Raw genomic sequence first — 12,676 nt, 5'->3', positions numbered from 1 at the left:
ACGTATCTCTCAAAACATTCTAAAACATTCAAAAAACAAAACCTATGTTCAAGACAACTGCAAAAATATTGACAGTTTGCGCATTGATGGCGAATTCGGCTTTTGCTCAAGTACAGCAGTCGTTGCCTTGGTCAGAACGAATGGCAAATACCATGCTAACCGTTCACAAGGATACCATTACTTACAGTGCTGAAAAGAAAAACGCTCATTGGGAATACGAAATGGGCTTGATGATGAAGTCACTCGAAAATGTTTGGTATCATACAGGCGACGCTAAATATTTCCGTTATATCAAGCAAGTAGTTGACCAGTTTGTAGACGACAAAGGTAATATCCGTACCTATAAAATCGACGATTACAACCTTGACATGATTACACCTGGTCGTTTATTGTTGACTTTGTATCATGAAACTAGTAAAGAAAAATATCGCTTGGCTGCTGATAATTTAATGAAGCAGTTGAAAGAACAACCTCGTACTAAGGAAGGTGGTTTTTGGCACAAAAAACGCTATCCAAACCAAATGTGGTTAGATGGTTTGTTTATGGCAGAGCCTTTCTATGCAGAATATACGGCAATGTTTGGCTCTTCCCAAAACTTTGATGATATTATCAATCAGTTTGTTTGGATGGAAAAAAATGGTCGTGATGATAAGACAGGTTTGTTGTATCATGGATGGGACGAAAGCCATGAGCAGAAGTGGTCAGACCCTAAAACAGGTAAGTCTCCAAACTTCTGGAGCCGTGCAATGGGTTGGTACACAATGGCATTAGTAGACGTTTTGGATTATATTCCTGCCAACCACCCACGTCGTGGCGAGTTAGTAGCTATTTTACAACGTATCATTCCAGCCGTTATCAAGTATCAAGACCCTAAAGAAGGCTGTTGGTATCAAGTAACTGACAAAATCGGTGGCAAAGGCAACTACTTAGAAGCTTCTGGTTCTTCGATGTTTGTGTATTCGATTGTGAAAGGTGTTCGTTTAGGATATTTAAGTCCCGCCTATATGGTTGCGGCACAAAAAGGCTATAAAGGTATTTTGAAAAACTTTATTTCGACGGATGCCAATGGTTTGATTCACTTAGAAAAGACCGTACAGGTTTCTGGTTTGGGCGGTACTCCTTATCGTGATGGTAGCTACGAATATTACTTAAGTGAAAAAATCCGTCAGGATGATTTAAAAGGTGTCGGTCCTTTCATCATGGCAAGTGTTGAGATGGAGACATTCCCTACCTTGTCGATTGGCAAAGGCAAAACTGTCATGTTAGATAACTTCTTTAACCGTGAATATCGCAAAGGTTTTACTGGTGCAAAAGAAACATTTCACTATACTTGGTATGACCGTAAGGATTCGGGATACTCGCTTTGGGGTAAAATCTTCAATGAATATGGAGCTAAATTAGGTACTTTGGAAGAAGCGCCAAGTGCTCAAAACTTGAAGAATGCAAGCGTATTTATTATTGTTGACCCAGATACGCCAAAAGAAACTCCAGCACCAAACTATGTTGAGGAGAAGGACGTAAAAGTTATTTCTGACTGGGTAAAAGCAGGTGGTGTATTGGTTTTGTTAGCCAATGATACATCTAATGCTGAAATCAAGCATTTCAATCAATTGACGAAGGCGTTTGGTATTAGCTTTACCAACAAAAACCGCAATATGGTAAAAAATGACCAATTTGAGCAAGGTAAATTTGAATTCAACAATCATCCAATTTTCAAGGATGTGAAGAAAATTTATGTAAAAGAATTGGTAACCCTAGAAACAAAAGCACCAGCAAAACCGATCTTGGAAGAAGGTGGCGATGTGATTATGGCAACAGCCAAAGTTGGTAAAGGTACAGTATTTGTCCTTGGTGACCCTTGGATTTACAACGAATACCTCAATGGCAAACGCCTTCCTTTACAATACGAAAATTTTAAAGCTGCTAAATACCTAACAGAATGGCTTCTAAAACAAGCCACCATTAAAAAGTAAGTCAAGGGCGGTGGTGAGAATATCTTACTACCGCCTTTTTTTTAGTGATGAGTTTTGAGTTGTGAATTATGAATGCTGAGTTGTGAATATAAATATTGATAATTACTTAACAATACTACTCAAAACTCCTCACTCAGAACTCATCACTCCTCACTCAAAAAAACTCCAACAGTTTCTATTCTTAAAAAAATACAAATTCCAATTTCTGGACGATTAAGTGTAATATCTCTGAGTCATGGAAAATTGACGGAGGGAATAATTTTCGGGAACGATGCCGAAAACGATTGCGTAAAAACATTCTCATATTCGCTTGCAGGTGCTAAACATTTGATATAAACTTATTTTACAAAACTACAGAGTTTTAAACGTATCCTTAGAATAATATCATTTTTGGGCATAACGCCTCTTGAATAAAACGACTGCTATGAAAGATATTTCATTTTCACAATTGGATTCAATTGTGCCTCAATGTGCGGTGAATTTACCAAACCTTAACGACCTCAATCTTCCAGAAAAGGTATTGCAATTTGGTACAGGAGTATTGCTCCGTGGTTTACCAGATTATTTTATTGACAAAGCCAACAAGCAAGGCGTTTTTAACGGACGCATTGTGGTGGTAAAATCTACATCAGGGGCATCCGATGAGTTTGACCAACAAGATAGCTTATACACGATTTGTGAGCGTGGGGTACAAGCGGGAGAACAAATCGAGTCATACACTTTGAGTTCGGCTATTAGCCGTGTGATTTCAGCACAATCAGATTGGAAAAAGGTGTTGGAATGTGCGCATAATCCTGAAATGCAAATTGTTATTTCAAATACTACCGAAGTAGGTATTCAATTAGTGCAAGACGATATTAATAACAATCAACCTCCTGTGTCATTCCCAGGAAAGTTATTAGCGTTTTTGTATGAAAGATATAAAGCATTTAATGGTGACAAGTCGAAAGGCTTGGTGATTGTGCCTACAGAGTTAATTCCTGATAACGGTAAAAAATTGGAATCAATCGTATTGGAATTAGCTCATTTGAATTCTTTAGAAACAGACTTTTTAGATTGGTTAGAGGTATCCACAACTTTCTGTAATTCGTTGGTAGACCGAATTGTGCCAGGCAAACCAAAACCAGAGGTGAAAGAGGCGATTGAAGCTCAATTAGGTTATACTGACCAATTATTAATTGTTTCTGAGGTTTACCGACTTTGGGCTATTGAGGGTGACGAACACGTAAAAGAAGTTCTTTCGTTTGGACAAGTAGACGAAGGTGTGATTGTTGAGCCCAACATCGATTTGTACCGTGAGTTGAAGTTAAGATTATTGAACGGAACGCATACACTCAGCTGTGGATTAGCGTATCTAGCTGGTTTCAAAACGGTATCTGAGGGTATGGAAGACGAATATTTAAGTACTTTCGTAAGTAACTTGATGCTAGCTGAGTTAGCTCCGTCTATTCCATATAAAGTGTCGATTTTGACAGCAGAACGTTTTGGACGCCAAGTATTAGACCGTTTCCGTAACAATAGTATCCAACACAATTGGTTGAGCATTACAATGCAGTACACTTCTAAAATGAAGATGCGTAATTTGGCGACCTTGTTACAGTATTATCAAAATTTCCCATGTGTTCCTGAGTATTTTTCGGTAGGATTTGCCGCTTATTTGCTTTTTATGAAAGCAGAACTTGCTGAAGATGGGAAATATTATGGTATAAGTAATGGTGAAAAATACCTGATTCAAGATGATAAAGTAGCGTATTTTGCTGAAAAGTGGGCGTCTTTATCTCCAGAAGAATTAGTTGATTCGGTACTTTCTGACAAATTCTTGTGGGGAACAGACCTTACTGCTCTCAAAAGATTTGCAGCTATGATAAAAGAGTACTTACTCAAAATGACCAACGAAGGTGTATTGAGTACCCTAAAAATATTTGTACGTAAAGGCGAAGATACCTTAGTAAGTATGAGTGCTGAATTGTGAGTGATGAGTTTTGAGTGTAATTTTATGATTACTAATGTTTTATCTCATCAATTTATTAAATCTTATTTTGCATAATTACTTAAGTTAGTGGGCAAAATTAGATTAAAGTTGTCAGGAATTAGGTAAAAAGGTGAGGTAAAGTATTGTTAATTAATATTTTACATTCACAATTCGCAACTCGTAATTCAGCATTAACTTTCTTCTGTAACCAGTAAACATTCTCAAAAAATGAAAGCAAAAGCTATCAAAATCAATCCTAGCGACAATGTCTATGTAGCTTTGACAGACCTCAAAAAAGGGGAAGTGCTAGAAGGAATAGAATTAAAAACAGATGTTCCTGTTAAACATAAATTTGCAGAATTTGACTTCGCTACAGGCGATTTGTTGAAAATGTATGGTCTTACGATTGGAAAAGCTGCTCAGCCTATTCAACAAGGAGAACATATTACTACTTTCAACGTAAAACACGTTGCCGAATCTTATGGCGAGCGTGTACCTAACTTGGAGTGGCAGAAGCCAGATACTTCAAAATTTGAAGGACGTACTTTTAACGGTTTTCATCGTGCAGATGGGCGTGTAGGTTCTGCAAACTACTGGTTGGTAGTACCAATGGTTTTTTGTGAAAACCAAAACGTCGAGGTAATCAAAAATGCGCTTTTGAATGAATTGGGATATGCTAAAGCTTCGCAGTTTCAAGGATATACCCAAAGCTTGATTAATGCCTATAAAAATGGGGTAGATGTTTCGGCATTAGTTTATGAAGAAACAGAGCAAACAGAAGAAGGTCGTGGTAAATTATTTCCACAGGTAGACGGTATCAAATTTTTGACGCATACTGGTGGTTGTGGTGGTACTCGTGAAGATGCACAAGTGTTGTGTCAACTATTGGCGGGATATATCACGCATCCAAATGTAGCTGGTGCAACGATTTTGAGTTTAGGTTGTCAAAATGCGCAGGTAAAACTATTGCAGGATGCTATTGCCAAAGTAGACCCTCAATTCTCAAAGCCTCTTTATATTTTTGACCAACAGGCTATCGGAAACGAAGAGCAAATGTTGCGTCAGGCAATCAAACAAACCTTTATTGGTCTAACGATTGCTAACCAAGCTAAGCGTGAACCTGCTCCGCTATCTCACCTGACTTTAGGTGTAGAATGTGGTGGTTCGGATGGTTTTTCAGGAATTTCTGCCAATCCATCAGTAGGATATTGCGCAGATTTGCTTTCTGCATTAGGAGGTAAGGTAATGTTAGCTGAATTTCCAGAATTGTGTGGGGTAGAGCAAGAACTAATCAATCGTTGCGTAAATGATGATTTGGCTGAGAAATTTACTACGATTCAGGCAGCTTATGCACGTAGTGCAGAGGCGGTTGGTTCTGGTTTTGATATGAATCCTTCACCAGGCAATATCAAAGATGGCTTAATTACCGACGCCATGAAATCGGCAGGTGCAGCCAAAAAAGGAGGGAATTCTCCTATTTTTGACGTCTTGGATTACACTGAACAAGCGACAAAATCAGGCTTAAACTTACTTTGTACTCCGGGCAACGATGCCGAATGTACGACGGGTTTGGCAGGTTCAGGTGCTAATGTAATCATGTTTACAACGGGATTAGGCAATCCAATGGGTAATCCGATTTGTCCTGTTTTAAAAATTTCATCTAACTCTGCATTGGCAGAAAGAATGTCAGATATTATTGACATCAATGCTGGAACTGTGATTACAGGAGAAAAAACGATTGCTGAAATGGGTGAGGAGTTATTGGAATATTGTATCAAAACGGCCTCAGGTGAATACACACCTAAAGCTGTTGCCCTTGGACACGATGACTTTATTCCATGGAAACGTGGAGTCTCTTTATAAGTGGTGAGTGTTGAGTTTTGAGTGCGGAGTTTCAGGTGATTGAGCTCAACGCCAAGATATTGTGCCCTCGTTTGAGTTTTCTCCAACGAGTTAGGCGCCAACTAATAAAAGTGGTTTGTTGCTTACGCATGGTTGTTGGAGAAAACTTCAACAACGGCTTCTAAGTGATGAGTTTAGAGTTTTGAGTGCGGAGTTTCAGGTAATTGAGCTCCAAAACCCACAGCCATAAGCTCAAAGCCGACAGCCAAAAATATTATCCAAATACAGTCTCTTGCTTGGGTTAGCAAACTTTAAGCAATTTTTTTGAACTACTATCAATTTCAAAAGATGAAAAACTTCTTAGACGACAATTTTCTATTACAGACTGAAACAGCTCGTACTTTGTTTCATGAGTATGCTAAGCAAATGCCAATTATTGACTACCACTGCCATCTACCACCAGACCAGATAGCGGAGGATAAGTCATTTGAGAACCTTGCCCAAATTTGGTTGTACGGCGATCACTACAAATGGCGTGCAATGCGTACAAATGGAATCAACGAAGCCTATTGTACTGGAGACAAGTCGGATTATGAGAAATATGAACAGTGGGCAGCAACGGTACCTTACACGATGCGTAACCCTTTGTACCACTGGACTCACCTCGAATTACAACGTTATTTTGGGGTAAATGAAGTCTTGAATCCATCGACTGCGAAAGATATTTACGAAAAATGCACTACCCTTTTACAAACCCCAGAATATTCAGTAAGAGGTTTGTTGAATAAAATGAATGTAAATGTGGTGTGTACAACAGATGATCCGCTTGATTCTTTGGAATATCACCAAAAAATTAAAGCAGATGGTGTTGAGGTAAAAGTATTGCCTACTTTCCGTCCTGATAAAGCGATGGCAGTAGAAAACGTGGCGAATTTTGTGGCTTACGTTACAAAATTAGAAGCAGTTGTAGGTCGTAGTCTTTTGACTTTAGACGAATATTTAGGTGCATTGAAAGAGCGTCATGACTTCTTTGCTGAAATGGGAGGCAAGCTATCTGATCACGGTCTTGAGCAGATTTATGCTGAAGATTACACTGAAGATGAAATTGCTGCTATCTTCTTGAAAATCAAAGGAGGAAGTGAGTTGACTTTAGAAGAACAATTGAAATTCAAGTCTGCGATGTTGGTTCATTTTGCCATTTGGGACTGGGAAAAGGGTTGGACACAACAATTTCATCTAGGCGCATTGCGTAACAACAACCTTCGTGCGATGCGAGAATTAGGTCCTGATACGGGTTGGGATTCAATCGGTGATTTTGACCAAGGTAAAGCGCTTTCGAAATTTTTGGGTAAATTAGACGAAAACAACCAATTGGCTAAAACCATCCTTTACAACTTGAACCCCCGTGACAACGAATTGATGGCTACCATGATTGGTAACTTCAATGATGGTTCGGTGGCTGGAAAAATCCAATTTGGTTCTGGTTGGTGGTTCCTCGACCAAAAAGATGGTATGGAGAAACAAATCAATGCGCTTTCAAATTTGGGCTTGTTGAGCCGTTTTGTAGGTATGTTGACAGACTCTCGTAGTTTTCTTTCTTTCCCTCGTCATGAGTATTTTAGACGAATTTTATGTAATATACTAGGTAACGACGTTGAAAATGGCGAACTACCTAACGATATTCCTTGGATTGGAAAGATGGTTCAAGATATTTGTTACAACAACGCCAAAGAATACTTCGGATTTTAAGTGACTCGGCTAGGTATCTCAGAGGTATCTAGCCGCTTTTTAAAATAGATATATGCAAAAAATAGTGTGTTGTTTCGGAGAAATTCTTTTACGTTTTTCTCCTCAGTTGGGTGGTGAATGGATTAAAAATGCCACAATGCCCGTGTTTGTTGGTGGTGCCGAATTGAATGTAGCCACAGCTTTAGCGAATTGGAATGTGCCTGTGCAATACACCAGTGTATTGCCCGACAACCAGCTTTCGGTTGAACTGAAGCAGTATATCGAAGACAAAGGTATCTCTGCTGATAAAATGCCTTGCTTTGGTGACAGAATTGGTACTTATTACCTCCCTCAGGGTGCAGACCTCAAAAATGCAGGGGTAATTTATGATCGTGCTCATTCTGCTTTCTGGACTTTAGCGCCAGGTAAAGTGGATTGGGATAGCATTCTCGAAAATGTCTCTTGGTTTCATTTCAGTGCTATCAGCCCAGCTTTGAACGAAGATGTGGTAGATGCCTGTGAGGAGGTTCTGAAAATTGCCAAAAGCAAAGGTATTACAGTATCTGTTGACCTCAACTATCGTGCAAAGCTTTGGAAATACGGCAAACAACCTGTCGAAATTATGCCACGCTTAGCGCAATACTGCGACGTAATTATGGGTAATATTTGGGCAGCAGATTGGCTTTTGGGTATTCCTGTAGATGCAAGTATCAATCCAGATTCAACACAAGAAGAGTATTTGGCGCATAGTATTCGTACTGCCGAAGCTATTCAAAAACAATATCCTCAATGCTCTGTGGTAGCACATACGTTCCGTTTTGACGCTCCTCCAAAGGGTATTTTGTATTATACCACACTTTTTACCAACGGTCAACAATACGTTTCTCCAACCTTCACCATTGACGAAGTAGTAGATAAAGTAGGTAGCGGTGACTGTTTTATGGGAGGGTTGATTTATGGTTTATACAATGAAAAATCATCTCAAGAAGTAATTAATTATGCAGCCGCAGCAGCATTCGGTAAACTGAATGAATATGGCGATGCTACCAAACAAAGCGTAGAACAAGTAGAAAATCTACTAGCTAAGTTTTTATAAGTATTGAATGAGCTGTGAGCAATTACTCATGGTTTACTCAATCAATTTTTATTGTTCCTCTCAATTTTAATTAAGAAATATAAAATGGCCTTTTTTGATAGTACAACGGTTGACCAACTTATTGCAAAGTATCCAGTTGTTCCCGTTTTTTACCATGAAGATTTAGCTTTAACCCAAGCTATCATCAAAGCTTGTTATGATGGTGGTATGCGCGCATTTGAGTTTACCAATCGTGGCGAAAGTGCTTTGGCAACTTTTACAGCATTAGTGCCTTTTATTCGTGAAAATTGCCCAGATATGGCAATCGGTATCGGTACGATTTTCAAAGCAGAACAAGCTGCTAAGTTTATCGAAGTAGGGGCCGATTTTGTAGTACAACCAGTAACAACTGCTGAAGTAGGAGCATTGTGTCAAGAAAAAAATATTGCTTGGTACCCTGGTGCTTGTACTTTGAATGAAATTTATCAAGCAACAGAATTAGGGGCTACTGTAGTTAAAATCTTCCCTGGGAATGTTGTTGGCCCAGGTTTTGTAAAATCAATGAAAGGTCCAATGCCAAAGGTGAAAGTAATGGTAACTGGAGGAGTAGAACCAACAACTGAAAGTCTTACAACATGGTTTAATGCAGGAGTAACTGCAGTTGGAATGGGCTCGCAATTGTTTCCAAGTGCCGTTTTAGCAAATAAAGATTTTAATCAAATTCAGCAAACCGTAGCTAGCTTGATGGAAACGGTGGCAAGCTTATCTAAATAAAAACTATGGAAAAAAAGGTAGGAAGTTATCGTTGGGTCATTGTAGCCCTTTTGTTTTTTGCAACAACCATCAGTTATCTTGACCGCCAAGTGATTGCTTTATTAAAGCCAACCTTGGAAAAAGAATTTGACTGGAACGAAAAAGATTATAGTAACCTAGTAATGGCATTTCAAGCAGCTTATGCAATTGGCTTGGTGTTGTCGGGTGGTATTATTGATAAAATTGGTACGAAACTAGGGTATTTAGTAGCCGTAATTTGGTGGAGTACTGCTGGCGTTTTAACTGCTGCTGCTACCAGTACATTGGGTTTTGGTGCTTTCAGAGCTTTATTAGGTTTGGGCGAAGGAGGAAACTTCCCCGCAGCAATCAAAAGTATTGCCGAATGGTTTCCTAAAAAAGAACGTGCTTTAGCAACTGGAATTTTTAATTCAGGCGCTAATATTGGTGCTGTAGTAGCGCCATTGATGGTGCCATGGATTTTGGCAGTTTGGGGTTGGCAAGTGGCTTTTATGGTAACTGGTGGCGTAGGCTTTATTTGGGTTATTTTCTGGGTAATGAGCTACGACAATCCAACAACCCATAAGTCTGTTACTCCAGAAGAATTAGCCTATATCCAAAGTGACGAGGATGAGGTATCGACATCTGATGAAAAACCTGTAAAATGGGCTCAATTGTTCGGAATTCGTCAAACTTGGGCTTTTGTTTTTGGAAAAATGTTAACCGACCCAATTTGGTGGTTCTTCTTGTATTGGTTGCCTTCATATTTTGCAGAAACTTTCCAATTAGATTTGAAAAAACCATCTTTAGAACTAATTATCGTTTATACTGCCACAACGATTGGTAGTATTGGTGGTGGTTATGTGTCAGGTTTCTTGATAAACAAAGGATGGCCAGTATTCAAAGCTCGTAAAGTAGCGATGTTGAGTTTTGCCTTGGCAGTTGTGCCAATTATGGCGGCTCAGTATTGTTCCAATATTTGGCAAGCGGTAGTATTGATTAGTATTGCGGCGGCAGCTCACCAAGCGTGGAGTGCCAACATCTTTACGACGGCTTCGGATATGTTCCCCAAAAAAGCCGTTTCTTCTGTTGTAGGTATTGGTGGTATGGCTGGCTCAATAGGTGGTATCCTTTTCCCATTAATGGTAGGTACTATTTTGGATTCATACAAAGAAGCTGGAAATATCACAGCAGGTTATAATATCATCTTTATTGTGTGTGGTTTTGCCTACTTATTAGCGTGGGGATTAATGCACTTGTTTGCTCCTAAAATGGAGAAAGTAGAATTGTAAAATTCTATTAGTAAAATCTTGTTAAAAACGTGAATGGATTAGCCAGTGATGCTTATATGTGTTGCTGGCTAATTTTGTAAAAGGACAAAGTAACTATTTCGGATATCGGATGTTGGCTTTCGAAGATGTAATATTCTATGTTTTGTAAAAAATAAAGATATTTTACTTTATCTCCGAAATCAGAAATCCCAAATCTGAAATTGTGAGAAATCCTTCGTACACTACTAATTCACAATTCATAACTCACAATTCACAAAAATCAGCTATGTCACAATTTGGAAAAAGATTTGTTCATGACGAAGACCTTGCTTGGGAAATAGTAGGCGAGGGGTTACGTCGTAAAGTCATGAGTTATGACAATCATGTCATGATGGTTAAAGTAGCCTTTGAAAAAGGAGCGATTGGGTCATTGCATAGCCACTATCATACACAAATTAGTTATGTAGAAAGCGGGGCATTTGAGATAACCATTGAAGGAAAAACCGAAGTCCTCAAACAAGGTGATACTTATTATATTCCTCCTCATATTGTACATGGAGCAGTGGCTTTGGAGGCAGGTGTGCTGGTAGATGTATTTGCGCCATTTCGTGAAGATTTTGTGTAATATATTTTGAGGATACCGAGGGCGAAATCATCGCCCTTTTGTTTTGATTTTCATCATTTTTTAAATTCTTAATCTAAGGTTCATGGATTCTTGGTAATTTTGCACCTTATTAGTAATTGGGTGCTGAACTAATTTAGTTAAAATAGGTTTATCAAATGAAACCAACGGTTCAGTTCAACAACAAACCATTTCAACCAAGAATATCTTATCAGATGATTGATTTTTCACAAATTCCTTCGCCTTGTTATGTAATCGAAGACCAACTTTTGAGAAAGAACCTAACACTTCTCAAATATGTACAGGAACAAGCAGGAATCGAGATTATTTGTGCGCTTAAAGGCTTTTCGATGTATAGTACTTTCCCGATGGTACGTCAATATTTGGCTGGTGCTACTGCAAGTTCACTCAACGAAGCTCGTCTTTGTTTTGAGGAAATGAAAGCCAAAGCTCACGTATATGCCCCCGCTTATTTGGAGCGTGAATTTGACGAATTGATGTCTTATTCGAGCCATATCACTTTCAACTCATTGAATCAATATAATACTTTTGGTGAAAGAGCACGTGCCAATGGTATTAGCTGCGGTTTGCGTATCAATCCTCAATACTCTGAAGTTGAGACAGATATGTATAATCCGTGTATTGCGGGCTCTCGCTTGGGTATTACTCGCAATCAATTAGGAGACACTTTGCCAGAAGGCATTGAAGGTTTGCACTCTCATACTCTATGCGAAAACGATTCATATACTTTGGAGCGTACTTTGAATGCTATTGTAGAGCGTTTTGGCGATTTATTGGAACAAGCCAAATGGTTGAACTTAGGTGGAGGGCACTTAATTACCCGTGCTGATTATGAGCCAGAGCATTTGATTTCTGTACTGAAAAACCTCAAAGCTCGTTTCCCTCATCTTAAAATAATTCTAGAGCCAGGCTCAGCAGTAGGTTGGAGAACAGGATATTTGACTTCTACGGTGATGGATATTATTGACTCACAAGGAATAAATGCCGCTATTTTGGATGTGAGTTTTGCAGCACACATGCCTGATACGCTAGAAATGCCTTATAAACCAAGAATTTTGGGAGCTCACCACGAACCTGTGGAGGGCAAACCAACCTATCGTTTTGGTGGTATGACTTGTTTGGCGGGTGACTTCTATGGAGATTACTCGTTTGACCAAGAACTAAAAATTGGTGATTCTATCGTATTTGATGATATGATTCACTATACGATGGTAAAAACTACCACTTTCAATGGCGTTAATCTTCCTTCCATTGGTATTTGGAGAGAAAACGATACTTTTGAATTGGTTAAATCTTTTGGATACGAAAGTTTTAAAGATAGATTGTAAAAGTAACATAAGTCATCTCTAATTTAGTGAGTTGAGATGGAGTGATTATTTTTAAAATATATGTTCTAGTAGT

Annotated in this window: 9 protein-coding genes; all 9 read left to right on the top strand. The window is 38.8% G+C overall.

What is annotated here, in order from left to right:
- The first annotated feature begins 44 nt into the window (after window positions 1-44).
- The 9 genes from QM491_RS00890 (at window position 45) to nspC (ending at window position 12,603) form a co-directional block, all read left to right on the top strand.
- A complete protein-coding gene (locus QM491_RS00890) occupies window positions 45-1,973 on the top strand; it encodes a glycoside hydrolase family 88/105 protein (RefSeq protein ID WP_310589536.1) in 1,929 nt (642 codons plus the stop codon).
- Window positions 1,974-2,397: 424 nt separating this feature from the next.
- Entirely contained in the window at window positions 2,398-3,945 is a 1,548-nt protein-coding gene (locus tag QM491_RS00885; protein ID WP_283325370.1) for a tagaturonate reductase, read from the top strand.
- 228 nt (window positions 3,946-4,173) lie between these two features.
- On the top strand, window positions 4,174-5,808 hold the full coding sequence (locus tag QM491_RS00880; protein ID WP_283325369.1) for a UxaA family hydrolase: 1,635 nt from the start codon (window positions 4,174-4,176) through the stop codon (window positions 5,806-5,808).
- A gap of 327 nt (window positions 5,809-6,135) precedes the next feature.
- Window positions 6,136-7,536 (top strand): glucuronate isomerase, encoded by a 1,401-nt coding sequence (gene uxaC, locus QM491_RS00875; RefSeq protein ID WP_283325368.1) that lies wholly within the window; start codon window positions 6,136-6,138, stop codon window positions 7,534-7,536.
- A gap of 52 nt (window positions 7,537-7,588) precedes the next feature.
- Window positions 7,589-8,611, top strand: coding sequence for a sugar kinase (locus tag QM491_RS00870; RefSeq protein ID WP_283325367.1), 1,023 nt, complete (start codon window positions 7,589-7,591; stop codon window positions 8,609-8,611).
- A gap of 84 nt (window positions 8,612-8,695) precedes the next feature.
- Window positions 8,696-9,364, top strand: a complete 669-nt coding sequence (locus QM491_RS00865) for a bifunctional 4-hydroxy-2-oxoglutarate aldolase/2-dehydro-3-deoxy-phosphogluconate aldolase (protein ID WP_283325366.1) — start codon at window positions 8,696-8,698, stop codon at window positions 9,362-9,364.
- A 5-nt stretch (window positions 9,365-9,369) separates the two neighbouring features.
- Entirely contained in the window at window positions 9,370-10,653 is a 1,284-nt protein-coding gene (locus QM491_RS00860; protein ID WP_283325365.1) for an MFS transporter, read from the top strand.
- 265 nt (window positions 10,654-10,918) lie between these two features.
- On the top strand, window positions 10,919-11,257 hold the full coding sequence (locus tag QM491_RS00855; protein ID WP_283325364.1) for a cupin domain-containing protein: 339 nt from the start codon (window positions 10,919-10,921) through the stop codon (window positions 11,255-11,257).
- Between the two features lie 212 nt (window positions 11,258-11,469).
- Complete coding sequence (nspC, locus tag QM491_RS00850) at window positions 11,470-12,603, top strand: carboxynorspermidine decarboxylase (protein ID WP_283325485.1); 1,134 nt, start codon at window positions 11,470-11,472, stop codon at window positions 12,601-12,603.
- The last annotated feature ends 73 nt before the right edge of the window (window positions 12,604-12,676 follow it).

The sequence above is a fragment of the Flectobacillus longus genome (genome assembly GCF_030056705.1).
GTDB classification, from domain to species: domain Bacteria; phylum Bacteroidota; class Bacteroidia; order Cytophagales; family Spirosomataceae; genus Flectobacillus; species Flectobacillus longus.
This window is presented reverse-complemented; position numbering and strand designations above follow the sequence as displayed.

Excerpts from the sequence above, each read along its gene's own strand:
- QM491_RS00890 (WP_310589536.1), top strand. The coding sequence starts at position 45 with ATGTTCAAGACAACTGCAAAAATATTGACAGTTTGCGCATTGATGGCG.
- QM491_RS00885 (WP_283325370.1), top strand. The coding sequence starts at position 2,398 with ATGAAAGATATTTCATTTTCACAATTGGATTCAATTGTGCCTCAATGT.
- QM491_RS00880 (WP_283325369.1), top strand. The coding sequence starts at position 4,174 with ATGAAAGCAAAAGCTATCAAAATCAATCCTAGCGACAATGTCTATGTA.
- uxaC (WP_283325368.1), top strand. The coding sequence starts at position 6,136 with ATGAAAAACTTCTTAGACGACAATTTTCTATTACAGACTGAAACAGCT.
- QM491_RS00870 (WP_283325367.1), top strand. The coding sequence starts at position 7,589 with ATGCAAAAAATAGTGTGTTGTTTCGGAGAAATTCTTTTACGTTTTTCT.
- QM491_RS00865 (WP_283325366.1), top strand. The coding sequence starts at position 8,696 with ATGGCCTTTTTTGATAGTACAACGGTTGACCAACTTATTGCAAAGTAT.
- QM491_RS00860 (WP_283325365.1), top strand. The coding sequence starts at position 9,370 with ATGGAAAAAAAGGTAGGAAGTTATCGTTGGGTCATTGTAGCCCTTTTG.
- QM491_RS00855 (WP_283325364.1), top strand. The coding sequence starts at position 10,919 with ATGTCACAATTTGGAAAAAGATTTGTTCATGACGAAGACCTTGCTTGG.
- nspC (WP_283325485.1), top strand. The coding sequence starts at position 11,470 with ATGATTGATTTTTCACAAATTCCTTCGCCTTGTTATGTAATCGAAGAC.